The organism is Streptomyces sp. CA-251247 (assembly GCF_050952975.1).
Lineage (GTDB): Bacteria > Actinomycetota > Actinomycetes > Streptomycetales > Streptomycetaceae > Streptomyces > Streptomyces achmelvichensis.
The window spans coordinates 6,485,317-6,508,902 of record NZ_CP191861.1 but is presented as its reverse complement, the minus strand read 5'-3'; the positions used below and the strand labels follow the sequence as shown (position 1 = coordinate 6,508,902).

The 23,586-nt window shown below is 71.3% G+C and carries 21 protein-coding genes; 9 read left to right on the top strand and 12 right to left on the bottom strand.

Annotated elements, in window-relative coordinates; all coding sequences use genetic code 11:
- Nucleotides 1-84: 84 nt before the first annotated feature.
- Both alc and allB read right to left on the bottom strand, forming a co-directional pair.
- A complete protein-coding gene (gene alc / locus ACQPWZ_RS28915) occupies nt 85-1,203 on the bottom strand; it encodes an allantoicase (RefSeq protein ID WP_433573883.1) in 1,119 nt (372 codons plus the stop codon).
- Nucleotides 1,200-2,543 carry an allantoinase AllB gene (allB, locus tag ACQPWZ_RS28910; RefSeq protein ID WP_340476213.1) on the bottom strand — a complete coding sequence of 448 codons (1,344 nt, stop codon included), beginning with the start codon at nt 2,541-2,543 and terminating at the stop codon, nt 1,200-1,202. Before allB ends, alc begins: the two co-directional genes overlap by 4 nt.
- Nucleotides 2,544-2,948: 405 nt before the next feature.
- On the opposite strand from allB, the gene ACQPWZ_RS28905 reads away from it, so the two are divergent.
- On the top strand, nt 2,949-3,752 hold the full coding sequence (locus ACQPWZ_RS28905; protein WP_340476212.1) for an IclR family transcriptional regulator: 804 nt from the start codon (nt 2,949-2,951) through the stop codon (nt 3,750-3,752).
- Nucleotides 3,753-3,813: 61 nt separating this feature from the next.
- On the opposite strand, the gene ACQPWZ_RS28900 is transcribed toward ACQPWZ_RS28905, so the two are convergent.
- Nucleotides 3,814-5,958: a tetratricopeptide repeat protein gene (locus ACQPWZ_RS28900; protein ID WP_433572762.1), complete on the bottom strand. Its 2,145-nt coding sequence runs from the start codon at nt 5,956-5,958 to the stop codon at nt 3,814-3,816.
- Nucleotides 5,959-6,250: 292 nt separating this feature from the next.
- Between ACQPWZ_RS28900 and ACQPWZ_RS28895 the strand changes: the two genes are divergently transcribed.
- Nucleotides 6,251-6,394, top strand: a complete 144-nt coding sequence (locus tag ACQPWZ_RS28895; protein ID WP_340476210.1) for a hypothetical protein — start codon at nt 6,251-6,253, stop codon at nt 6,392-6,394.
- Nucleotides 6,395-6,538: 144 nt separating this feature from the next.
- Here ACQPWZ_RS28895 and ACQPWZ_RS28890 read toward each other — a convergent pair whose 3' ends face one another.
- A complete protein-coding gene (locus ACQPWZ_RS28890; protein ID WP_340478055.1) occupies nt 6,539-6,850 on the bottom strand; it encodes a DUF5955 family protein in 312 nt (103 codons plus the stop codon).
- 523 nt (nt 6,851-7,373) lie between these two features.
- On the opposite strand from ACQPWZ_RS28890, the gene ACQPWZ_RS28885 reads away from it, so the two are divergent.
- On the top strand, nt 7,374-7,979 hold the full coding sequence (locus ACQPWZ_RS28885) for a nucleotidyltransferase family protein (protein ID WP_433572761.1): 606 nt from the start codon (nt 7,374-7,376) through the stop codon (nt 7,977-7,979).
- 270 nt (nt 7,980-8,249) lie between these two features.
- A complete protein-coding gene (gene aceB, locus ACQPWZ_RS28880; protein ID WP_433572760.1) occupies nt 8,250-9,872 on the top strand; it encodes a malate synthase A in 1,623 nt (540 codons plus the stop codon).
- Between the two features lie 74 nt (nt 9,873-9,946).
- Here the strand turns inward: aceB and ACQPWZ_RS28875 are convergent, their stop codons facing one another.
- Complete coding sequence (locus tag ACQPWZ_RS28875; protein ID WP_313943304.1) at nt 9,947-10,249, bottom strand: SelT/SelW/SelH family protein; 303 nt, start codon at nt 10,247-10,249, stop codon at nt 9,947-9,949.
- 64 nt (nt 10,250-10,313) lie between these two features.
- Nucleotides 10,314-11,267 carry a fibronectin type III domain-containing protein gene (locus ACQPWZ_RS28870; RefSeq protein ID WP_433572759.1) on the bottom strand — a complete coding sequence of 318 codons (954 nt, stop codon included), beginning with the start codon at nt 11,265-11,267 and terminating at the stop codon, nt 10,314-10,316.
- 531 nt (nt 11,268-11,798) lie between these two features.
- Between ACQPWZ_RS28870 and ACQPWZ_RS28865 the strand changes: the two genes are divergently transcribed.
- Nucleotides 11,799-12,641 (top strand): CAP domain-containing protein, encoded by an 843-nt coding sequence (locus ACQPWZ_RS28865; protein WP_405573743.1) that lies wholly within the window; start codon nt 11,799-11,801, stop codon nt 12,639-12,641.
- Between the two features lie 35 nt (nt 12,642-12,676).
- On the opposite strand, the gene ACQPWZ_RS28860 is transcribed toward ACQPWZ_RS28865, so the two are convergent.
- Together ACQPWZ_RS28860 and ACQPWZ_RS28855 are read right to left on the bottom strand one after the other, a co-directional pair.
- Nucleotides 12,677-13,981, bottom strand: coding sequence for a HAMP domain-containing sensor histidine kinase (locus ACQPWZ_RS28860; protein WP_356702476.1), 1,305 nt, complete (start codon nt 13,979-13,981; stop codon nt 12,677-12,679).
- Nucleotides 13,978-14,664, bottom strand: coding sequence for a response regulator transcription factor (locus tag ACQPWZ_RS28855; RefSeq protein ID WP_433572758.1), 687 nt, complete (start codon nt 14,662-14,664; stop codon nt 13,978-13,980). The genes ACQPWZ_RS28860 and ACQPWZ_RS28855 overlap by 4 nt, the downstream gene beginning before the upstream one ends.
- A 36-nt stretch (nt 14,665-14,700) precedes the next feature.
- Here ACQPWZ_RS28855 and ACQPWZ_RS28850 point away from each other — a divergent pair, with 36 nt between their 5' ends.
- Nucleotides 14,701-15,282 (top strand): hypothetical protein, encoded by a 582-nt coding sequence (locus tag ACQPWZ_RS28850; RefSeq protein WP_433572757.1) that lies wholly within the window; start codon nt 14,701-14,703, stop codon nt 15,280-15,282.
- A 33-nt stretch (nt 15,283-15,315) separates the two neighbouring features.
- Here the strand turns inward: ACQPWZ_RS28850 and ACQPWZ_RS28845 are convergent, their stop codons facing one another.
- Both ACQPWZ_RS28845 and ACQPWZ_RS28840 read right to left on the bottom strand, forming a co-directional pair.
- Complete coding sequence (locus tag ACQPWZ_RS28845) at nt 15,316-16,845, bottom strand: YfcC family protein (RefSeq protein ID WP_433572756.1); 1,530 nt, start codon at nt 16,843-16,845, stop codon at nt 15,316-15,318.
- Nucleotides 16,842-17,003, bottom strand: a complete 162-nt coding sequence (locus ACQPWZ_RS28840; protein ID WP_433572755.1) for a hypothetical protein — start codon at nt 17,001-17,003, stop codon at nt 16,842-16,844. Before ACQPWZ_RS28840 ends, ACQPWZ_RS28845 begins: the two co-directional genes overlap by 4 nt.
- Before the next feature lie 350 nt (nt 17,004-17,353).
- Here ACQPWZ_RS28840 and ACQPWZ_RS28835 point away from each other — a divergent pair, with 350 nt between their 5' ends.
- Nucleotides 17,354-17,959 (top strand): TIGR03086 family metal-binding protein, encoded by a 606-nt coding sequence (locus tag ACQPWZ_RS28835; RefSeq protein ID WP_405573733.1) that lies wholly within the window; start codon nt 17,354-17,356, stop codon nt 17,957-17,959.
- A 164-nt stretch (nt 17,960-18,123) separates the two neighbouring features.
- Here the strand turns inward: ACQPWZ_RS28835 and ACQPWZ_RS28830 are convergent, their stop codons facing one another.
- The gene (locus ACQPWZ_RS28830; protein ID WP_433572754.1) at nt 18,124-20,232 is read right to left on the bottom strand and encodes a HEAT repeat domain-containing protein; all 2,109 of its coding nucleotides are present in this window, start codon (nt 20,230-20,232) and stop codon (nt 18,124-18,126) included.
- 147 nt (nt 20,233-20,379) lie between these two features.
- On the opposite strand from ACQPWZ_RS28830, the gene ACQPWZ_RS28825 reads away from it, so the two are divergent.
- Together ACQPWZ_RS28825 and ACQPWZ_RS28820 are read left to right on the top strand one after the other, a co-directional pair.
- Nucleotides 20,380-20,979 carry a 3'-5' exonuclease gene (locus ACQPWZ_RS28825; protein WP_433572753.1) on the top strand — a complete coding sequence of 200 codons (600 nt, stop codon included), beginning with the start codon at nt 20,380-20,382 and terminating at the stop codon, nt 20,977-20,979.
- 143 nt (nt 20,980-21,122) lie between these two features.
- The gene (locus ACQPWZ_RS28820; protein ID WP_433572752.1) at nt 21,123-21,989 is read left to right on the top strand and encodes a chitosanase; all 867 of its coding nucleotides are present in this window, start codon (nt 21,123-21,125) and stop codon (nt 21,987-21,989) included.
- A 114-nt stretch (nt 21,990-22,103) separates the two neighbouring features.
- Here ACQPWZ_RS28820 and ACQPWZ_RS28815 read toward each other — a convergent pair whose 3' ends face one another.
- A complete protein-coding gene (locus ACQPWZ_RS28815) occupies nt 22,104-23,585 on the bottom strand; it encodes a nucleobase:cation symporter-2 family protein (protein WP_433572751.1) in 1,482 nt (493 codons plus the stop codon).
- Between the last annotated feature and the right edge of the window lies 1 nt (nt 23,586).

Here is a 23,586-nt window from a genome sequence, read left to right as displayed (position 1 = left end):
CCGGCGCGGCCGGGCGCCCGGGCCGAGCCGCGGACAGAAATCCACGGCTCGGCCCGGACCGCGAAGGTCAGAACCGGAGCAGCCTCAGCCCCCGAGTTCCTGGTGCCGCGCCCTCAGCCGCGCCGCCCCGTCCGCCGTCAGCGACCCGAACAACCGCAGTCGCGAGATCCCGCCGTCCGGATAGATGTCGATCCGCACCCGGCTGCCCACCGCCGGCGCGGCCAGCACGAAGCGGTGGTTCGTGTCCGGATGGAGCCGGGTCCGCGGGAGGATCTCCGCCCACTCCCCCGTCTCACCGTCGCTCAGCGAAATCGCCGCCCAGCCCGCGCTGTTGCCCTTCAGATACGCCGTGTCGATCTCCACCGCGCGGATCTCGGACTGCTCCACGAGCTGGTAACGGATCCAGTCGTTGCCCTTGTCCCGGCGGCGGCGGGTCTCCCAGCCGTCGTCCATCTTGCGGGAGCGGCCCGGCTGGATGGTGTTGGTGGCCGGGGAGTAGAAGCGGTCGGACGCGTCCTCCACCCGGCCGCCGTTCTCCAGCGCGACGAGGTCGAAGGTGCCGAGCACGTCGAGCCACGCCGGGTCGGGTGTCACCTCGCCGTACACCCGCAGGCGCGCGATGCCGCCGTCGGGGTGCTGGTTGACGCGCAGGTGGGTGAAGCGCTGCTCGACGTCGACGACGAAGCCGTTGGCCGCGTGGCCGCCGATGGCCGTCCGCGGTACGAGCGCGGTCCACTTCACGTCGTCCGCGAGCAGGTCCTCCGGCGAGGGGGACCCGGCCACCGCGGTCGCCTCGACGGAGACGGCCTGCGGGTAGTTGCCGCGGAAGTGCGCGGTGTCGATGACGATGCCGCGTACGACACCGGGCGCCCCGAGGCGTACGAGCGCCCAGTCGTGGTCGTCGTCGGTCGGGTGCGGCTGCTCCGCGCCCACGCCACGGCGGCGGCGGGTCTCCCAGCCGTCCATGATCTTGCCCTTGTGGCCGAAGTGCTCCGGGTCGAACTCCGCCGCCTCGGGCTTCAGCATGTTCTCGCGCTCGGCGAAGAACTCGTTGTTGGCGGCGATGACGCCCGCGCCCAGGCGCCGGTCGGCGAGGTCGGCGTGGTGCGTGAAGGGGAAGTCGGCCGTGCGGTAGTCGGCATACGGGTCGCCGCCGCCGTAGGGGCTGGCGTCACCGGTGAAGGAAGGGATGGACACGGTCAGTTGTTCCTTTCGAGCAGACGGCCGGTCGGCTCCGCCAGGGTGCCGTTCTCCACGATGCGCTCGCCCCGCAGCCAGGTCGAACGGACGACGCCGTAAAGGGTCTTGCCCGCGTACGCGGTGACCTGGTTGCGGTGGTACAGCTCGGCCGGGTCGACGGTGAAGGTCTCGTCCGGGGCGAGGACGGCGAAGTCGGCGTCGCGGCCGGCCTCGATGGCGCCCTTGTGGGTCAGCCCGGCGAGTTCGGCCGGGCCTGCGGACATCCACCGCACGACGTCCTCCAGGGAACGGCCGCGCCCGCGTGCCGCGGTCCAGATCGCCGGGAGTCCCAGCTGAAGCGAGGAGATACCGCCCCAGGCCGAGGCGAAGTCGGGAGTCTTGAGGTCGGTGGTGCAGGGTGAGTGGTCGGAGACGATGCAGTCGATGGTGCCGTCGGCCAGGCCGGCCCAGAGCGCGTCCTGGTTCGCGGCTTCACGGATGGGCGGGCAGCACTTGAACTCCGTGGCGCCGTCCGGGACTTCCTCGGCGGTGAGGGTGAGGAAGTGCGGGCAGGACTCGACGGAGATCCGCACCCCCTCCGCCTTGGCGGCGGCGATCAGCGGCAGTGCGTCGCTGGACGACAGATGCAGGACGTGCACCCGCGCGTTCAGCCGTTTGGCGTGGGCGATCAGGTTCTCGATGGCGGTGTTCTCGGCGTCGCGGGGCCGGGAGGCGAGGAAGTCCGCGTACCGGGGGCCGGGCTCCTGGGGAGCGGCGGCCAGGTGGTGCGGGTCCTCGGCGTGCACGATGAGCAGTCCGCCGAAGCCGGCGATCTCGGCCATGGAGCGGGCGAGCTGCTCCTGGTCGAGTTCCGGGAACTCCTCCACCCCGGACGGCGACAGGAAGCACTTGAAGCCGAAGACACCGGCGTCGTGCAGTGACCGCAGATCCTTGGTGTTGTCCGGGATCGCGCCACCCCAGAAGCCCGTGTCGACGTGGGCCTTGGGCCGTGCGACGTCCTGCTTGGTCCGCAGGTTGTCGACGGTCGTGGTGGGCGGAAGGGAGTTCAGGGGCATGTCGAGCAGCGTGGTGATACCGCCCGCGGCGGCGGCGCGGGTGGCGGTCCAAAAGCCCTCCCACGCGGTGCGGCCGGGGTCGTTCACATGGACGTGGGTGTCCACCAGGCCGGGAAGGACGACGTCGTCGCCGACGTCCTCCAGCCCGGCCCCGGCCGGCACCTCGGCGTCGTACGGGAGCACGGCCGCGATCTTGCCGCCGGCGACGGCGACCGCCGCGGCCCGCGTTCCGTCCGGGGTGATCACCCGCGTCGAGCGCAGTACCAGGTTCACGTCCACATCGGCCACCCGTGCCCCTCACTTCCGTTCCGTGCGGCAAAAATTCAACGAACTGTTGAAGGAGTCTTCACTCCTCGGTGCGGTCCGTCAAGACCCCTCCCGACCGCCGGAGCCGCCCGTGACCTGCGAAGGGATCATCCCCCCGGACCGCAGGCGCGCGAGCGAACCACCCCGGAGGCGTCGATCCGACGAGCCCGAAGCGGCACCTTGGACGTTTCCACAAAGTGGAAGTAAGATTTCACAGAGCAGAACGTTGCTTCAACCAAGGCGGGCGCCACGGCCCCTCGGAGGTGTCCGCCGACACAGGGACAAACAACCCCTGACCGGCAGAGACGCCGTGAAGGGAGCAGTGTGCCGGTCACAGCCGCCCGGTAGGCTGCTGACTTGCCCGCCCTGCCCGAAAGGACCGTTGCCGTGCCGACGTCCAGCGCCAGCACCACCGATGCAGCCAAGGCCGCGAACAGCGGCGGCGTGCAGTCCCTGGAGCGTGCCTTCGACCTGCTCGAGAGAATGGCCGACGCGGGCGGCGAGGTCGGACTGAGCGAACTCTCCGCCAGCAGCGGTCTGCCGCTGCCCACGATCCACCGCCTGATGCGCACGCTCGTGGCCTGCGGTTATGTACGCCAGCAGTCCAACCGCCGCTACGCGCTCGGCCCCCGGCTGATCCGTCTCGGCGAGTCCGCGTCCCGGCTGCTCGGGACCTGGGCGCGTCCGTATCTGGCCCGTCTGGTCGAGGAGACCGGCGAGACGGCGAACATGGCGCTGCTCGACGGCGACGAGATCGTCTACGTGGCCCAGGTGCCGTCCAAGCACTCCATGCGCATGTTCACCGAGGTCGGCCGGCGGGTCCTGCCGCACTCCACGGGTGTGGGCAAGGCGCTCCTGGCGCACACCCCGCCGGACGAGGTGCGGGCCCTGCTGGCGAGGACGGGCATGCCGGCCGCCACCGAGAAGACGATCACCACACCCGAGGGCTTCCTGGAGGCGCTGGAACTGGTCCGGGCCAGCGGGTACGCGGTGGACGACAACGAGCAGGAGATCGGCGTGCGCTGCCTCGCGGTGTCCGTGCCGAACTCACCGACAGCCGCGGCGGTCTCCATCTCGGGCCCCGCCGGACGGGTCACCGAGGCGGCCACGGAGAGGATCGTGCCGATCCTCCAGGAGGTCGCGCAGGACCTGTCGACGGCGCTGGCGAACACGGCCGGCGGGAACGGCTGACGGATCCCGGCGGACTGCCACTGCCCCACGCGTCGCGCCGGGCGCTCAGCGCCCCGGGAGTTCAGCCACGTGCCTGGAGGCGCCGGCGGAGCAGCTTGTTCCGGGTGGCGAGCGTGTCCGGGTGCCTCGGACCCAGCACCCGCTCCTGCACCGGAAGCAGCTCGGCCCAGGCTTCCACCTGACCGGGCACATCCCCGAGCACACCCCGCAGACCGGCGAGCTCGTGCCGGGTGGCGAGCGTGCGCGGATGCTCCGGACCCAGCACCCGCTCCTGCACCGGAAGCAGCTCGGCAAACGCTGCGACCGCACCGGCCACATCCCCTGCCAGGCCTTCGTACCGCACCAGGTGGCGCCGGTTCTCCAGAGTGACCGGGTGATCCGGCCCCTGCATCCGCTCGCGCACCTGGAGCAGTTCGGCCAGGGCCCGTACCGCGCCGACGGCGTTGCCGGCCTCACCCTGCCAGCGAGCGGCCTCGTGCCGGGTGGCGAGCGTGCGCGGATGCTCCGGACCCAGCACCCGTTCCTGCACCGGAAGCAACTCGGCCAGGGCCGCGACAGCGCCGGACACATCTCCCACCTCGCCCCGCCACCTGCCGAGAAGGTGCCGGGTGGTGAGCACCTCCGGGTGCTCCGGGCCCAGCACCCGCTCCTGCACCGGAAGCAGCTCGGCGAGGGCCTCCACCGCGTCGACCGCATCCCCCGCCTCACCGTGCCAGACGGCGAAACTGCTCCGGAGGGCCAGCGTGTCCGCGTGCTCCGGGCCCAACACCCGCACCACCACGGGAAGCAGCTCGGCGAAAGCCTCCACCGCGCCGGCCGCATCCCCCGCCTGCCCGCGCCAGTTGGCGAGATTGTGCCGGGTGGCCAGCGTGGCGGGGTGTTCCGGACCCAGCACCCGGTCGAGCAACGGGACCAGCTCGGCGAATGCCTCGACCGCGCCGGCCAGGTCGCCCGCCTCGCCTCGCAGACCGGCGAGGTTGTGCCGGGTGGCCAGCGTGTCGGGGTGTTCCGGACCCAGTACGCGCTTGCGCACGGCGAGCAGCTCGGCGAAGGCCTCGGCCGCGCCGGAGGTGTCACCCGCCTTGCTCCGCCAATGCGCGAGCGTGTGCCGCACTGCGAGGGTGAGCGGGTCCTCCGGCCGGCCCGTCTTCTCCGACGCGGCGACAAGGAGGGTGCTCAGCCGGACGGCTTCCCGGTAGTCGCCCCTGATCTGTCCGGCCGCGACGATGGCGGGCCAGATGGTCTGGACGTTGTCCTCGGAGAAGTGGCTGCCTGCGGGGTTGTCCGGCTCCTTCTCCGGGACAACTCCGGCGGAGTCCGGGGCAAAGTCCTGCGCGATGTCCCGCAGTACGTGGCCGTCCTGCTCGTTGACGGCGGATGCCCTGCGGAGAGCCTGCTCGATGTCGTCGCCGACCGGGTCCGCGGTTCCGCAGGCCCGCTCAGGCCGGGGCACCGGGGGGCGATCTTCGTCCCGTGTTCCGTCGGTGGCGCCGGAGCGCAGCCGGTCCAGCTGGTCGGTGAGTTCGTCGACGCGGGCCTGAACCCGCTCGGCGAGCTGCTCTGCCTGGCGCTGCTTCTCCTGGGCGCGCTGCAGTTCCGCTTCGGCCCGCTGCTCCTGCTCCCGGGCACGGGTGAGCTGATGCTGCGTCTGCCGCAGGACCGTGGGATCGGCGTGGGAGGCGCGGAGCTGGTCGCGTTCGTCGGTCAGGTCGCTGATCCGCCCCTCCAACTTGTTGATCATCGTCAGCAGGACCATGACGAGCTTGGCGGAGTTGCCGCCGGCTTCCCGGAGCTGGTTCTGCTGTTCCAGCGAGCGGGTGAGCCGGTCGTAGACGTCGACCTGCTGGGCACGTACCTCGGCGAGCTCCAGAGCCGGTGAACGCACGGGGGCGGGAGGCGTCCTGTCCGGCGAGGGGCTGAGAGCGGCCCGGAGGAGTCTCCCGGCCTCGTCCAGTCGCCGCTCGCGCAGCCGTGGCTCGGGAATCGTGGCGCGGATCAGGTCGGTGACGAATCGCCGGCCGGGGACCTTCCCGGCCAGTTGCTGACTGATCTGCGACTTGGACACATGGACCTGTTCGGCCAGCGTCTTCAACGTCTTGCCGCTGGCGTCGACCTGTGCGCGCAGAAAGAGGGCGAGCTCCTCGGCCTCTTCGCTCTCTGCCCGGATCGGCCCCCAGGGCCTGCCTCCCCGATTGCGCGCGGTCACATGTCCCCCTGCGTGGCTGCCCCGGTTGTCCACCCTGTCCCGGGACAACATCACCGTTTTCCGGACCTTACCTGCGAGAACACACCGGACAAGTCCGAACCGTACGATCCGGCGGCACAGTCTTCCCGTGCCGGCATCCCGACAGCCCGGCAGCACGGAGAAGGAGTTCAGCGATCAGCATGCCGACGCACCGAGTCCCCGCCGCCCACGGCGAAGCAGGTTCCGAAGAAGCAGGTTCCGAAGAAGCAGGTTCCGACGAAGCAGGTTCCGACGATGTCAGGGGGAGCCGCCGATGAACGGCCTCGACACCCGTACCGCCGTCCTGATGCTCGCCGGTGCCGGCGCGACGTACATCGCGTTCGTTCACCCCGCGGTCGGTACGGCGCTTCTCGTCGGCATCGCCGTCGTCACGATCCTGCACCTGCTCGTGAAGTGACTCCGCCTCCGGCCGGGTTCCTCGCCCGGCCGGCGGCGGGTACGGCCCAAGTGCGGGCCTGCCCGTTCCGGGTACGCACCCGCCCTGCGCGGCGCGGCGCGGCGCGGCGCGGCGCGGCGGCGCGAACGGGCCGTACCGGCACGTCTAGCGCGGCACCTCGCCGAAGAGGTCCATCGCGTTGCGCACCTGCATCAGCGCCGGTGCCAGCGCGCTCACCGAACCGATCGCCCCGGCGATCAGGAGCAGCGACCGCCGCATCCGGGGGACCTCCGGGTCGCCGGCCGCGACCATCGCCGCCAGCACGGCGAGTTCGTCCTCGGCGATGTCCCGGTCGGGGAACTCCGGCGGGTGACCGGCGAGTTCACGGCGGAGCCGGGCGACGGCAGCGCGCAGCTCCGTCGTTCTCGGGTCCTCGCCGCTCCCTGTCACCCGCGTCTGCCCCACGCTCCGCAACAAAGCTCTCCCCCTCGCACGTCGTGGTGCCGGCCTCTGACCGACCGTTGTTGGCCGGACACCCAGGGTCGCGGGCAAGTTAACGCCATACGGGTCCGTGCGCGCCACCGCACGGACCGAATTCAGGACGTCGGGGTCGGAGGCGGCGGGCCCCTGATCGCCCGTGTCCTCGCCCGTGTCCTCGCCCGTGTCCTCGCCCGTGCCCTGGCTCTGCGACGCGTCGTTCTTGTCGTCGTTCCGGCCGGAGAGCGCCAGGAACACTCCCCCGCCGGCCAGCGCGCCGAGCACGACGGTGGCGACGTCGGCGATGACCGGATTCCGACCGGTCTTCCTCTTCGCCGTGGCGGGCGCGAGGTGACCGGCGGGCCTGCCGAACGTGTACTGCTGCGGCGGACAGGCGTACCGCGGCGTGGGTGCGGTGGGCGTGCCGGTGGGGCCGCCGGGCGTGTGCCGTCCGCGTGTGGGCAGGAGCCGGGGGCTGGGCCGGCGGCTGCGCGGGCGCCCATATTTGAGGTAGGGAGTCCTCATGGCACACGCACCGAACGAACCCGTCGTCGCCGGACTGCTGCTCGCCGCGGGCGGCGGGCGGCGCCTCGGCGGCCGCCCGAAAGCACTGCTGTCGCACCGCGGGCGGCCACTGGTGGAGCATGCGGTTCGGGTGCTGCGCGAGGGCGGCTGCGACACCGTGCACGTGGTCCTCGGCGCGGCGGCCGACCGCGTACGGCAGGAGGCCGATCTGTCCGGCTGCGTCGTCGTCGACAACGCGGACTGGCAGGACGGCATGGGGTCGTCGCTGCGCACCGGACTGGAGTCCCTGTCCGCGACGCCCGCGGACGCCGCGCTCGTCTGTCTGGTGGACCAGCCGGGGATCGGCGCGCCCGCGGTGGCGCGGGTGCGGGCCGCGTACCGGTCCCGGGACGCGCTCGCCGCGGCCTCGTACGCGGGGGAACGGGGACATCCGGTGCTCTTCGGGGCGGAGCACTGGAAGGCGATCGCGGCGAGTGCGGTGAGCGATCGTGGCGCCCGCGCGTATCTGAAGGAACACGCCGACGCGATCGAGCTCGTCGAGTGCGGCGACATCGCGGAGGCGTACGACATCGACACGACGGAGGATCTGGCGCACCTCGAATGACCGGCACGCGGCGAGCGGCCGGGACACCTCGAGGGCAGGGCACACCTTGAGTGAACGGCGTGGCACTCAGAGCCATGGTCTGTCGACCCGGAGAATCTCGATATCAACAAACCATTGAACTTCCACCATGAGGAAACTACTATCCACTGGTCAGAAGCGCCCGACACCACACAAGCGCCCGCGACCGCATCTCGGCTCTTGCGGCACCGAGTGCCGCACCCCTGCGCCCGGCGGCCGTCAGGCATCGCCCGCTGAAGGAAGTGACAGCTCATGTCCGCACCAGCGCCGTCCCCGCTGGCCATCGTCGAAGCCGAGCCCCTGCCCCGGCAGGAAGAGGTCCTCACGGACGCGGCACTCACCTTCGTGGCCGAGCTGCACCGTCGGTTCACGCCCCGGCGTGACGAACTGCTCGCCCGCCGCGGCGAACGCCGCGCCGAGATCGCCCGCACCTCCACGCTGGACTTCCTCCCGGACACGGCCGCCATCCGCGCCGACGACTCCTGGAAGGTCGCCCCGGCACCCGCGGCGCTGAACGACCGCCGCGTGGAGATCACCGGTCCGACCGACCGCAAGATGACCATCAACGCCCTCAACTCGGGCGCCAAGGTCTGGCTCGCCGACTTCGAGGACGCTTCGGCCCCCACGTGGGAGAACGTGGTCCTCGGCCAGCTCAATCTGATCGACGCCTACGAGCGCCGTATCGACTTCACCGACCCCAAGTCCGGGAAGTCGTACGCCCTGAAGTCCGCCGACGAGCTCGCGACCGTCGTGATGCGCCCCCGCGGCTGGCACCTGGACGAACGCCACCTCCAGCTCGACGGCCGCCCGGTCCCCGGCGCGCTGGTCGACTTCGGCCTCTACTTCTTCCACAACGCCAAGCGGCTGATCGACCTGGGCAAGGGTCCGTACTTCTATCTGCCGAAGACGGAGTCGCACCTGGAGGCCCGCCTCTGGAACGAGATCTTCGTCTTCGCCCAGGACTACGTCGGCGTCCCGCAGGGCACCGTCCGCGCGACCGTCCTGATCGAGACGATCACCGCCGCGTACGAGATGGAGGAGATCCTCTACGAACTGCGCGATCACGCCTCCGGGTTGAACGCGGGCCGCTGGGACTACCTCTTCTCGATCGTCAAGAACTTCCGGGACGGCGGCGAGAAGTTCGTACTGCCGGACCGCAACGCGGTGACGATGACGGCGCCGTTCATGCGCGCGTACACCGAACTGCTCGTCCGCAGCTGCCACAAGCGCGGCGCGCACGCCATCGGCGGCATGGCGGCGTTCATCCCGTCCCGGCGTGACGCCGAGGTCAACAAGGTCGCCTTCGAGAAGGTCAAGGCCGACAAGGACCGCGAGGCGGGCGACGGCTTCGACGGCTCCTGGGTCGCGCACCCGGACCTGGTCCCGATCGCGATGGCCTCCTTCGACGCGGTCCTGGGCACCAAGCCCAACCAGAAGGACCGGCTGCGCGAGGACGTCTCGGTGGCGGCCGGCGACCTGATCGCGATCGACTCCCTGGACGCCAGGCCGACCTACGACGGCCTGCGCAACGCCGTCCAGGTCGGCATCCGCTACATCGAGGCCTGGCTGCGGGGCCTGGGCGCGGTCGCCATCTTCAACCTGATGGAGGACGCGGCCACCGCCGAGATCTCCCGCTCGCAGATCTGGCAGTGGATCAACGCGGGCGTGGTCTTCGAGAACGGCGAGCGGGCGACGCCGGAACTGGCACGCACGGTCGCGGCGGAGGAACTGGCCGCGATCCGCGCCGAGTTGGGCGACGATGCCTTCGAGTCCGGCAACTGGCAGCAGGCGCACGACCTCCTGCTGAGGGTCGCGCTGGACGAGGACTACGAGGACTTCCTGACGCTGTCGGCGTACGAGCAGCTCCGCGGCTGATCCTCTTGGCTTCATCGACGCCCCCGGTACCGCACAGCACCGGGGGCGTCGTCATGTCCGGCCGGGCCGGACGTCTACTCCGCCGACCTGTCGGAGTGCCCGAGCGTCCGCCCGGGCGCCACGCGGTCCCGCACGAGCCGCTTGACGGCGGTCGGCTCGGGAAACCCGTGCTCGCGCCGGTCCCACACGACGTCACCGTCGACCCGCACGACGAACACCCCACCGGTCCCGGGCTTGAGAGCGAGCTCGTCCAGCTCGGCCTCGAAGGTCGTGAGCAACTCCTGCGCCAGCCACGCGGCACGAGGGAGCCAGCGGCACTGGGTGCAGTACTCGATCTGGACGCGGTGGGTGGGGGCGGGGGCGGCTGGGGTGTTCACGGGGTGACGCCTTTCGGCTGGTGAGGGGCGGGGCCGACACCATTGTGCCGAGGGTGGCGTCCCCCTACCGCACCACGACCGTCCGCTGCGCCGAGAAGTCCCCCCACTTCCCGTCCGGCAGCTTCGCCCGCAGCTTGATGCTGTAGCGCGTGCCCGGCTTGTCGGTGACCGTCATCGTGTACGTCGCCGTCGGCCCCGTCGGCATCGCGCCCCACACGATCGTCGTGGCCGGCTTCCCGTTGAGGTACAACTCGTGGGCCTCCACGGGCTCCCCTCCGGTGTCCGGCGGGGTCCAGGTGAGGTCGATGCTGCCCTTGCGGGCCGTCGCCTCGAGGTCCGTGGGAGCCGTGCTCGGGCCCTTGCCGGGCGCGGCGGGGGTGGTGACGTCGACAGCGGTGCTGTCGGGGGACGAGTTCTCCGCCGCGTCGCGGGCGCGCACGGTGAAGGTGTAGACCGTCCCCGGCCGCAGTCCGCCGACCTGGGCGGTCGTCTCGGTGCCGGACACGCTGTGGATACGGGTGTCCTCCTGGTAGATGTCGTACGAAGTGACCTGGATGTTGTCCGCAGACTTCCCCCAACTGAGGGTCACCGCCCGGCCTCCGTCGACCCTGCCCTTCAGTGTGGCCGGCCGCGTGGGCGCCTTCTTGTCCTCCGGCGTGGGGGCCGGAGTGATGACGGCCATCGCGGCGCTCGCCTTCGACAGATTCCCGGCGGCATCACGCGCTCGCACGGTGAAGCTGTACGCGGTCTTCGGCGCCAGCCGGTCGATGTCCACCATCTGCTTGGTGGCAGGCAGCGACTTGACCTTGGTGCCCTTCTGGAAGACCTCGTATCCGGTGACGGCCGTGTCATCGGTGGCGTGCTGCCACATGACATGGACGGACGTGGCACTGCCCGCCTGCGCGCTGACGCCGGAGGGGGTGCTCGGGCTGGTGGTGTCCTTCTCCTCGCCGCCGCAGGCCGTGAGGAGCAGCGCGGCCGCACAGATCAACGCGGCGAGTGTGGGGGGACGTTGCACGGTCGGGCCTCCGCGGACGACGGGCAATGGTCCAGACCTATATGCCACAGTCGGGGGCCGCTCACAAGGGGTGGGACGTCCAAGCTCCCCGACGGCGCGCACCAAGACTCCGCGGTCCGGCCGATTCCGCCGTACCCGGATCACCCCGCAGCACGAGCAACGAAAGGGGCTCCGCTTCCACCGGACCTGGATGGCGTCGAGCGCTGCTCCTCCTTGCTGGTCGCAGCGGGGGGCGTCAGGCCCGGCTCGATACATGGATGCGCGTACTGCCCGGCTTGAAGCCGTGGGTACCGCCTTGTGCGGGTCGGCAGAAGCACGCCCGCCCACATGGGGCACACGCCCTCCCCCACACCCCGCCCGCCCGATCGAAGTCTTATGGCTTCCTTAGGGCTTGTTGAAGAAGCCCTTCCGGGCCCCCTCCCCGGCTCCCGTCCGCCATAGGCTCTCTCGGCAACCCCCCACAGTCCCGGTGGGCGCGTCCGCGCGCCTACCGGGGTTACCGGCTCGCCGAATCGACGAGGTGCCTGACGCATGAGTTCCCACCGTGCCGCTGGATCCCGCTCCCACGCCCGCCGCAAGGACGGGCCCGGCAAGCGGAACCTCGTCCTGGCACTGGGCGCGCTCACCGTCACGGCCGGCGTAGGGGCCACCCTGCTCACCGGCGGCGGGGAGCAGGGCGGCAAGGGGGAGCGCGTGACGACCAGCGCCGCCGACAGCGTTCCCGACACGACCGCCGGTGAGGACGCCGCGGGCAGCGCATCTGCCTCGCCGTCCGCGTCCGCGAGTCCCAGTCCGTCGGCCACGCCGAGCCCGACCGCGAGTGTGCCGGTCAAGCCGAAGGCGAAGAAGACCCCGACGACCGCCCCGAAGACCAACGCGAAGAGCGCCAAGGGCACGGGCGGCAGCGGCGGAGGGCGCGCGCCGGGCCCGGTGTCCGGTGGGTCCGGCTCCGGGTCCGGCGGGTCGGGCAATTCGGACGGCGGCAGCTCGAACGGCGCCGAGGCGCAGGTCCTCGCCCTCGTCAACAAGGAGCGCGCGTCGGCCGGTTGTTCGCCGCTGACCGCGAACGCGCAGCTGACCAAGGCCGCCGACAACTACAGCGACACCATGGCCGCGAGCGGCGTGATGTCCCACACCGGCCCCGACGGATCCACCATGACCAGCCGGGTGGAGGCCGCCGGATACGCCTGGTCCACGCTGGGCGAGAACATAGCCCGCGGCCAGGCGGACGCCGCCTCGGTCATGGACTCGTGGATGAACAGCCCCGGCCACCGCGCCAACATCCTGAACTGCTCGTTCAAGGAGATAGGCGTCGGCGTACACGTCGGCGACGGCGGCCCCTGGTGGACCCAGAACTTCGGCGCCCGCCGCTGACCGGGCCCGGTCAGCACCACCCAGGGCCTGATCGGCTACTCCCCTGCCTCCGCCAGCGCGAACGACACCCGTACCCGCCCGCCCCCCATCGGCCCGCGCGATATCTCCAGCTCCCCGCCCGCGTCACGGGCCGCCCTGGCCACGATGTCCAGGCCGAGACCCGTGGAGCCGCCGACGCTGACCCCGCGGGTGAGCGCGGTCTCCGGGTCGGCGAAGCCCGGTCCCGCGTCGTCCACCGTCAGCCGCACGCTCCGGTCGTCGCGCTCCACCCGTACGGCGAAGGCGGTGCCCTGCGGGGTGTGCCGGAAGACATTGCCGATCAGCGCGTCGACGACGGCCGCGAGATCGTCCTCCGGGAAGCGGACCGGCGTACGCCGCGGGGTGAAGGAACGCTCGCACAGCCGCTCCTGCTGGGCCGCCAGCACGGACCAGAAGTCGAGCCGCATCGCGACCACTTCGGCCATCTCCGACGATCTCGACGACACCGTCCCGCCCGCGTGGCCGGCGGCCAGCGGGGTCCGGGCCGCCGTGATGATCGAGTCGAGCTCGGTCTCGAGCTGCTCGACGGCCGCGGTGATCCGTCCGGCTCCGGGCGAGCCCCTGATCAGGTCCACTTCCAGGTACAGCGCGGTCAGCGGCGTTCTGAGCCGGTGCGAGAGGTCGGCCACCATCTCCCGCTCGATGGCGAGCAGTTGGACGACACGGTCGGCCATGTGGTTGAACGCCGCGCCGGCCTCCTGGAGTTCCGGCGGCCCGTCCGGATCCACCCGTACGTCGAGGTCGCCCGACCCCAGGGCCAGTGACGCGCTCTTCAGGCTCCGCGACGAGCGGACCACCCGGGCGCCCAGCCGGTCGGCGACCAGCACCGAACCGCCCACCAGTCCGATGGCCAGCAGCGCCATCACGCCCCACGACGCCCACACCCCGCGGGTCAGATCCGCGCCGGGCACGTACGACTCGACGACGGCGACCCGGTCCTCGGCGAGGACCACGGGCTGCAAGTAGATCCAGCCGTCGGCGGTGTTCATCGCCAGCGTCTCGCGCTTGCTCACGGCTCGTTCCAGCGCCTGCCGCGGGGCGTGCACCGTGCCGACGAGATCGCCGTCCGGGAGCCGTACGGCCAACTGGTCGTCGGAGCCCAGGCCCGAGACCGCCTGCTGCACATCGGCCGGCTTCGTCGTCAGGGCGAGTACCGGCGAGAGGGCGGCCGCCCGCTGCTCGGCGGCGGTGGTGACCCGGTCCCGGGCCTGTTCGCGTACGAGCAGGGCCAGCGGGATGAGGAAGGACAGCGCGACCATCGTGGTCACGGCGAGGGCGATTCCTGCGAGGGCACGTCTCATGGCGCGCTGACCAGCTTGATCCCGATGCCGCGCACGGTGTGGAGGTACCGGGGCCGCGAGGCCTTCTCGCCCAGCTTTCTGCGCAGCGAGGAGAGGTGGACGTCGACCGTCTGGTCCTCCAGATACGGCTGCTGCCACACCTCGGAAAGTATCCGCGTACGGGACATGACCTGGTCGGCGTTGGCGGCGAGGTAAGCGAGCAGGTCGAACTCACGCCGCGTGAGCGAGAGCTCGTGGTCGGCGAGGTGCACGGTGCGGGCGAGCGTGTCGATGCGGAGGTCGGCGATCTGGAGGACGGGGTCCCGGTCCCGGTTCGCGTCGGGCGCGGACCGCCGCAGCACGGCGGCGATCCGGGCGGCGAGCTGCCCTCCGGAGAACGGCTTGACCATGTAGTCGTCGGCCCCCGCGTTGAGGAGCCTGATGACCTCCCGGTCGTCGTCGCGGGCCGTGGCGACGAGCACCGGCACCCGGGAGATCCCGCGGATCATCCGCAGCACGTCGAGACCGTCCAGATCGGGCAGTCCGAGGTCGAGCACGACGATGTCCGGCGGGCCCTGAGTGATCTCGCGCAACGCTTCGAACCCCTGGTGAGCGGTCTTGATCGCATACCCGTGCGCACTGAGGACCTCGGTCAGTGCGGCACGGATCACAGGGTCGTCCTCGACGACAAGTACGGAGGCCATGGGCAGGAACGTTAGCCGGTCCGCCACTATGGTGCCGTGCCCCGGTACCTGCGCTATCTGCTCATCTGGCTGTCGTGCACGACAGCCAGCGTCACGGCCGTGATATTCACGGTCCACTTCGTGGTCGGCTCGACCAGGCCCACGGCGCCGGTGGCGCAGTCGGCACCCGAGGACTTCGCCGCCTCCCCCACACCCTCGGCGCGCCCCTCGCGCTCCCCGAGCCCCACGCCCTCTCCGAGCGCCTCCCGGCGGCAGCCGGAGCCGACGCCGACGAAGACGGCCGACAAGCCGCGGGAGTCACGGCCGCCGACACCGCGCGCGACGCCGAGCCCGCAGGATCCGCCGTCCGACACGACGCCGCCCGGGAACCAGGGCTGCCAGGAGGGCGGATCCGGAGTGCACACCATCTCGTCCCGGGGCGGCAGGGCCACGGTGCGCTACGGCAGCGGCGGTGTGTGTCTGATCTCGGCGGTGCCGAACCAGGGCTTCACGGCGAGTACGACGCAGAGTGCCCCGGAGACGCTGACGGTGACGTTCGCGGCCGAGCGGCAGCGCTCGGAGGTCACGGCGACGACGGAGCCGTCGGACCGGGCGAGTGTGCGCGAGACGTCGTTCTAGGCACACGACCTGGCCCCAGGGGTGGGGCGAGGGTCAGGTCATCACCGCGCCCGCCCACACAAAGCCGCAGATCAGGATGAACAGGATCCCCAGCAGCGGCGCCACGAACCGCAGGTACTTGTTGTAACCCACCTTCGCCAGCGCCACGCCGCCGATGGTGACCGCCGTCGTCGGGACCCACAGGTTCATCCAGCCGCTCGCGGACTGCCAGGCCGTCACGACCACCGCGCGCGAGACGCCGGCGAAGTCCGCCAGTGGGGCGAGGATCGGCATCGCGAGGGTGGCGTGGCCCGAGGTGGAGGGGATCAGGAAGGCCAGGGGGAGGTTGACGATGAAGACGATGACGGCGAACAGCCCCGACGAGGTGCCCTGCACGACGCCCTCGATCGAATGCAGGACCGTGTCCGTGACCTTCGAGTTGTTCATGATCACCGTGACGCCGCGTGCCAGCACGATGACGAGCGCCGGGGAGATGAAATCGGCCGCGCCCTGGATGATCGTGGAGCTCAGTTTCTGCTCGCCGAAGCGCGCGACCAGGCCGACCACGACCGCGGCGACCAGGAACATCGCCGCCAGTTCGGGGAAGGACCAGCCGAGTTCGAAGCCGTACGGCTCGGCGTCGGCGTCGCCGGTCAGGGCGCCGGCCCAGGGGACGACCGAGAAGATCATGAAGGCGAAGACCAGCGTCACGACCACGAGGACGGCCTTGTGGAGGGCGGTGAGTTCGGGCGGCTCCTCGGCGTCGCCGGTCGCGCGGTGCTCCCGGTCGCCCGGGAGGAATCCGGAGAGCGAGCGCCCCGGATCCTTCTGTACGCGCTTCGCGTAGTGGATGACGTACGCGATGGTCACCGCGGTCAGCACCACCCACATGATCGCGCGCAGCACGATGCCGTCGCCGAGGGAGATACCGGCGGCGGAGGAGGCGACGCCGGTGGCGAAGGGGTTGACGGTGGAGCACAGCACGCCGATGCCCGCGCCGAGGATGATCGTGCCGGTGGCCACCATGCGGTCGTAGCCGAGGGCGAGCATCAGGGGCACCATCAGCCCGTAGAAGCCGAGCGTCTCCTCGGCGAACCCCTCCACCGAGCCGAGAAGGGAGAAGACCAGCATGACGCCGGCGATCAGCAGTGCTCCGCGGTGGCGCAGCCGGTGGGCGAGCCGGCCGATGCCGCGGTCCAGCGCACCGGTGGCGAACACGACGGTGATGAACGCGCCGATGGCGAGGACGAAGAGGAACACGCCCGCGCTGCCGTAGAGCTCGCCGGCCAGACCGGGGCCGACCTCACCGGTCTTCGCGTCCTGGATGCCGTAGAGGCCGTTGACCGGTGCGAGGAACAGGTCGTTGAGCCGGTCGACGAAGCTCTGGCCGCTGTCGACGCGGTGGTACGTGCCCTCGATCGGCGCGCCGTCGGCATTGCGGTCGTACTGTCCCGAGGGGATCAGGAAGGCCAGCGCCCAGACGGCGACGGTGACCACCGCGAGGACGGTCAGCGCACTGGGGAAGATGAAGCGCTTCTGTGCCGGGGGCTCTTCAGGGGCCTGTTCGGGGGCCGACGTCGTCATGCGGTCCTCCTGAACCCGGCGGCGTCCTCAGGCCCGCCGGTGGCCGCCTCGAAGCCCGGGCCGGTGTCCCCCGCGGTGACGGGCTCGGGCGGGAAACCAAGGAAGGCGACCGAGGGGACACGGGTGAGCCGTTCCAGGTCCGCGCTGAGATCCTCCACCAGGACGTCGACCGTCGACCCCAGGTCCGTTCGCCTCCGGTCCGTCGGCCCCAGGTCAGTAGACCCCCGGTCTGTCGACCCCCGGTCTTGGGACGGCGGAATCGTCGGCCGCGAACCCCCGGACGCCGGATTCGCCGGGCCCGGATCATTCGCTGCGGGATCCGTCTCTCCCCATCTCATCGCCGCGCCCCTGTCCCTCGCTGTCAGGCAGTCTGCTCAAAGGGATCATGCAGGGGCATACGCCGCATCTCGGCCCCGGCGTCGCGGAGAGGCCGATCCGTCCGTGATGTTTTCCCGTCGATCAGCCCCTGCGGCGATGAGTTTCCGGGCGCCCGTGGGTCTCCCCTGGTATGGACTCCACAGCGCAGACCTCTGCCCCCGACCTCCGTCCCGCCGCCGAGGCGGTGGCGTGGCTCATCGCCGGCATCTCGGACGAGCGGCTCGGCGATCCGACCCCCTGTCCCGAGTACGCCGTGCGGGAGCTGCTGGCCCATGTCGTCCTGCTGTCCACCGCTTTCCGCGATGCCGCACGCAAGGACCTCGGGCCGCTGACCGCCTCCAGTCCCGGCGATTCGCGGCCCGTCCTCGGCGACGACTGGCGGGACGTGCTGCCTCAGCGGCTGGACGAACTGGCCGACGCGTGGACCGTGCCCGAGGCGTGGGAGGGGGATACCCAAGCCGGCGGGATCACCTTCCCGGCCGCGATCGCCGGCCGGGTGGCGCTGAACGAGCTCGTCGTCCACGGGTGGGATCTGGCCCAGTCCACGGGACAGAAGTACGCGTGCGACGAGGCGAGCCTGCGCGAGTCGTACGCGATGATGAGGCCGGCACCCGGGGACGAAGAGGCTCGCGGCGACGCGTTCGGACCCGTGGTCGACGTCCCTGCCGAGGCGCCGCTGCTCGACCAGGTCATCGGGTTCAGCGGGCGGCGTCCCGACTGGCAGCCGGGGAACTGACCCGGCCGCTCTCGTACCGCAGCCGGGCGGGCGGTCCCCCCGGGGGGCCGCGGCCGGGCGGGAGACACCCCGGTAAGTGCCGCGTGGTGGCGGGCCGGAGCCCGGTCCGCCACCGATCGAATCCGGCACCACCCGTGACGCCGCCGGCAGCCCGCGATGCGCCGTCAGGCCCCGAGCAGCTTCCGCGCGCGCTCCCTCAGCCGCTCGTCCGCCGGGACCATCTCCGGCTCCACTCCCGACGTCACGACCCGCAGATCCCGTTCGGCCAGCGCCTTCAGCCGGGCGCTCACGGTGGGCGTCAGGGCCTCGGGGCCGAGCGCGCCCAAGGCGTCGAGTGCCGTGTCGGCGTCGGCGTTGCGCTCGACGGAGGTCAGGAGTATCTCCGCCGTACGGACAGGGTCCGGCCCGCCGCTGATCGCCTGGAGGGCACTGATCGCGGCCGGAGCGTGGGAGGGGTCGTCCAGCAGACCCTCCAGGGCGGGCGTCAACGCCTGTGCCGCCGGGCCCACATGGGCGGCCGCGAGGGCCGCCTCACGGAGCGACCAGCGCGTCCAGGTTCCGTCCGACGCCTCGGCCAGGACACCCCCGAGCACGTCGACCGCCTCGGTCGCCTCGCCGGTCAGCCGCCACAGCGCGAGCGCCGTCTGGATGTCCGCGTCGAGCTCGGGAACGGTGCGCTTGCGGCCCGCGGGCGTCAGGGCCGAGCGCAACTGCGGGACCAGACAGGCGCCTTCCTCGCCGAGCGCGCCCGCGGTGCGGCAGGCTTCGGGCCCCGCGCTCTGCTCCAGCCGGCGCCGGAGCTCGTGCACCAGCGGGCCGGTCTCACCGGTCAGGTTCCACAGGGCGTCGGCTGCCGCGTACCGGCCCTCCGGTGGTCCCGTGGCGGCTGCCCGCCGCAGGACGGCCGCGGTGGCGTCGCGGCTGTCGGGTGGGCAGACCGCCGCGAGCGCCCGGGGCACGGCTGCCGGGAAGCGGTCCATCACCGCGGTCAACTCGGGCAGGGCGGCCGCCGCCTGCACACCCCAGTCCGCCAGCAGGCCGGTCAGCCACACCGGTTCGTTCCCCGCCAGCTCGTCGTCGGTCAGCCGGATACGGATGGCGTTGAGCAGCTCCGGTGCGTACGGCATGTCACGCTCACGCCGGTTGCCGGGGAATCCGCACGCTGCCGCCAGGGCACGTGAGCGGTCGGGGAGGTCGCGGGCGAGGAGCGGGGCCGCCTCCTGCGGGGCGACCCGCACCAGCACCGCGAGTGCCCGGTCCGCCAGGTCGCCGCCCGCGGCGGCGAGCGCGGCCAGCGCCGGGGCCGCCGGCTGCGCGTGGACGCCGAGCTTGTCGAGGATGGGCAGCAGGGAGGCCGTGTGCTCGCCGGCCTTCAGCAGGGACAGCAACGAGGGAGCCAGCCGGCCGGGGGCGCTGCGGGAGATCGTGCAGGCGTGCTCCGCCGCCCACAGCGCCTCCTTCCGGGCCTCGGGGTCCCCTGCGGCCAGAGCGGCCTGGATCAACTCGTAGGCCGAGGAACGGTCCTGGTCGGTGTCGCGCCGCAGCAGCGTGTCGACGACATGGTGCAGCGGCTCGGTGCGTGCCTGGTCGAAGCGGCCGGCGACATGCCGGTCCGCCGGGAGCAGCGACACCAGGGTGTCCCGGTGCGCGGGCGTCCACGGCAGACCGGCGTCCAGGCAGGCCATGGCCGCGACGACCCGCAGCTCGGCGGGTTCGCCGGGCGCGATCGCCGTCCGGGCGGCATCCACGGCATCCGGGTGGCCGAGCCGCACCAGCGCCGCGAGCAGCTCCGCCCGGACACCCGGTTCGGGCTCCTCGTCCCACCGTCGGCGCAGCTGCGGCAGGGCCGAGGCGGCACCGGTGCTGCCCGCCGCCCAGACCGCGGCCTGACGCACCCGTGCGTCCGGGGACGCGAACAGCGGCAGGATCAGCGGGAGTTGAGCCGCGACGGCTGCCCGGCACGCGCCGGGACCGGGCAGTCCGTACGCGTCGTCGCTCTCGGCTGCGCCGCCGAGCAGAACCAGCAGATCGACGGTCCGTGTCCCCGCCGCGGCCAGCTGCGCCAGGAAGGGCACGGCCTGCACGGTGGCGGCATACACCGTGCCCTGGTGCAGGATGCTGCTCCACAGCTCGTCGAGCGCCTCGGCCGCCTGCTCGTCGTCGCCCGCGAGGGCACGCAGCATGCCGGGGAGGTCGTCGGCTTCGCCGTACGCATGCTCCAACTCGGCCCAGCGCACGCTGTCCAGACCGGCGAAAACCTGCTCGTGATCCATGCTTCCGAGCATGTCACGGGGGTCTGACAACGCCCCCGACGCCGGTTCCCGCCCCCGATGCGCTCTGCGGGCCGAGCCCGTGTCCGTACATACCGTGCTCCGTAAATGCGGATGTGCCGGCAGCCACCCCGCTGCGATGCTCCCCGTATGGCCCGACGTACGCCACCACGCGTGAAACCCAGCCTCTACATCTCTGTCGACATCGAAGCCGACGGTCCGATCCCGGGTCCCTACTCGATGATCAGCTTCGGTGCCGCCGTGGCGGGCCGCCAGGACGCCGACGGCTATGAGCCGGCTGACCCGCAGGCGCGGACGTTCTACCGCGAACTGCGCCCCATCAGCGAGGACTTCGTACCCGAGGCCCTCGCGGTGAGCGGGCTGGACCGGGACAGGCTGATCGCCGAGGGCTGCGAACCGGGCGACGCCATGGCCGAGTTCGGCGCCTGGGTGCGGGAGGTCTCCACCGGTGCGCAGCCGGTCATGTGCGGCTACCCCGCCTCGTACGACTGGACGTTCCTGTACTGGTATCTGATCCGGTTCACCGGCGCGAGCCCGTTCGGTCACTCCGGCTGCTTCGACATGAAGACCCTGTACGCCACCAAGGCGCGGCTTCCGCTGCGCGCGGTCGCGAAGGGAACCATGCCGCCGGAGCTCCACTCCAAGAGGCGGCACACGCATCACGGACTGGACGACGCGATCGAGCAGGCGGAGCTCTTCAACACCCTCATGGCGTGGCCGGGGCGCTGACCTCGCGGGTCTTCCGCCGCGGGGCTCACGGCCCGCAGCACGGTCGAATTTCCTTGCGGGGAAAGGGTGTACGAGTCGTTCCCGGCTCTGATAGGAAAGCTTCCTAACAGAACACGGAACGACGAACTCCCCATGGAGGCAAGGTGCCCACCCCCCACCAGCGCGCCAAGAGTCCGCTCAGGTTCCTCCCCCGCGTGGCACTCGGCGTGACACTCATCGCGGTGCCCGCCACCGCCTTCGCGGCCAACTCCCCTTCGGACGCGGGCGACGGTCGCTCCGCGACCGCGGTGGCCCCGGCCGCCGTCGGTCTCGACGACCCGGCGAAGAAGGAAATCGCCATGAAGATCGTCTCCAGCGCGGAGAACTCCTCGCTGGACTGGAAGGCCCAGTACAAGTACATCGAGGACATAGGCGACGGGCGCGGCTACACCGCCGGGATCATCGGGTTCTGTTCCGGCACCGGCGACATGCTCGACCTGGTCGAGCTCTACACGCAGCGCAAGCCGGGCAACGTCCTCGCGAAGTACCTGCCCGCGCTGCGCAATGTGGACGGCAGCGACTCGCACGCCGGCCTCGACCCGAACTTCACGAAGGACTGGAAGAAGGCCGCCGAGGACTCCGCGTTCAAGACCGCGCAGAACGACGAGCGGGACCGGGTGTACTTCAACCCGGCGGTGAGCCGCGGCAAGAGCGACGGCGTCGGCGTGCTCGGCCAGTTCATCTACTACGACGCCATCGTGATGCACGGCGACGGCGGCGACCCGACCAGCTTCAGCAGCATCCGCAAGCGGGCGCTGGCCAAGGCCAAGCCCCCGGCCCAGGGCGGCAACGAGAAGACCTACCTCAACGCGTTCCTCGACGCCCGCGTCTGGGCGATGAAGCAGGAGGAGGCGCACGAGGACACGAGCCGGGTCGACACCGCTCAGCGGGTCTTCGTGCAGAAGAACAACCTCAACCTGAACACGCCGCTGGACTGGAAGGTCTACGGCGACAGCTTCCACATCGACTGACGGCCGAGCACCGGCCGCACCGAGCGCGGCACCGGCCGAAGAGGGCGCGTACCCGTCGTGGGGTACGCGCCCTCGCGCGTCTCCGCTGCCCTGCCGTCACCGGCGAGGGGCCGCTCAGTGCACCGCGGCCGCCGGTGCGGGCACCGTCGCCCCGTCCGGCTTTCCACTGCCCTGCGTGTCCTCCTGGACCTCGTCCGAACTGCCCTTCTTCCCCAGGTGGTTGAAGGCGAGGTTGAGCGCGATCGCCACGATGCAGCCGGTGGAGATACCGGAGTCGAGGACGACGAGCGCGTCCTTCGGGAAGGCGTGGTAGAACTCCGGGGCGGCGATCGGGATCAGTCCGATGCCGACCGACGCGGCGACGATCAGCGCGTTCTCGCCCTTCTCCAGGGCGGCGGTGGCCAGCGTCTGGATGCCGCTCGCCGCGACCGAGCCGAAGAGGACGATGCCCGCGCCGCCGAGGACCGGCAGCGGTACGAGCGCGATCACCGAGGCGGCGACGGGGCACAGGCCCAGCAGGATCAGGATGCCGCCGCCCGCGGCGACGACGAAGCGGCTGCGGACCTTCGTCATCGCGACCAGGCCGATGTTCTGGGCGAAGGCGCTGCACATGAATCCGTTGAACAGCGGGCTGATGGCGCTGCCGAGGGTGTCGGCCCGCAGCCCGCCCTCGATGACCCGCTCGTCGGCGGGCCGGTCCACGATCCTGCCGAGGGCGAGCATGTCGGCGGTCGACTCCGTCATACAGACGAGCATCACGATGCACATGGAGACGATCGCGGCGATCTCGAACTGCGGCGCGCCGAAGTGGAAGGGCGTGGGGAAGCCGACGATGTCGGCGTTCTTGATGGCATCGAGGTTCGCCATGCCCAGCGGCGCCGCGATCACCGTGCCCGCGACGAGGCCGAGCAGGATCGCGATCTGCTGGAGGAAGCCGCGCAGGACCTTGCGCAGGGCCAGCACGATCACGAAGGTGAGGGCGGCCATGCCGATGTTCTTCATCGAACCGTAGTCGTCGGCCGTGGAGTTGCCGCCCTGCGACCAGTTGAAGGCCACGGGCAGCAGCGACACGCCGATGAGGGTGATGACGGTGCCCGTGACGACGGGCGGGAAGAAGCGGACCAGCTTCGAGAAGTACGGCGTGAGGACGAAACCGAGCACGCTGGCGACGATGATCGCGCCGAAGATGACGGTGATACCGTCCGCTCCTCGGTCCCTGCCGATGGCGACCATCGGGGTCACACCGGCGAAGGAGACTCCGTTGACGAACGGGAGCCGGGCGCCGACCTTCCAGAAGCCGAGCGTCTGCAGAAGGGTGGCTATGCCGGCGGTGAAGAGGCTGGCCCCCATCAGGAAGGCCGTGTCCGTGACGCTCAGCCCCACGGCGGGTCCCACGATCATGGGCGGGGCCACCACACCCGCATACATCGCGGCCACATGCTGAAGGCCGCTGGTGAACATCTTCACAGGAGGCAGGGTCTCGTCGACCGGATGCTTCTCTGCCGGTACGTCCGGCGCTGCCGGTACCGCGTCTGCGTCTGCCTCTGCGTCTGCGGGTGTGTCTGCATCGTTCGGAAACCTGGGCTGTGCGGCCACG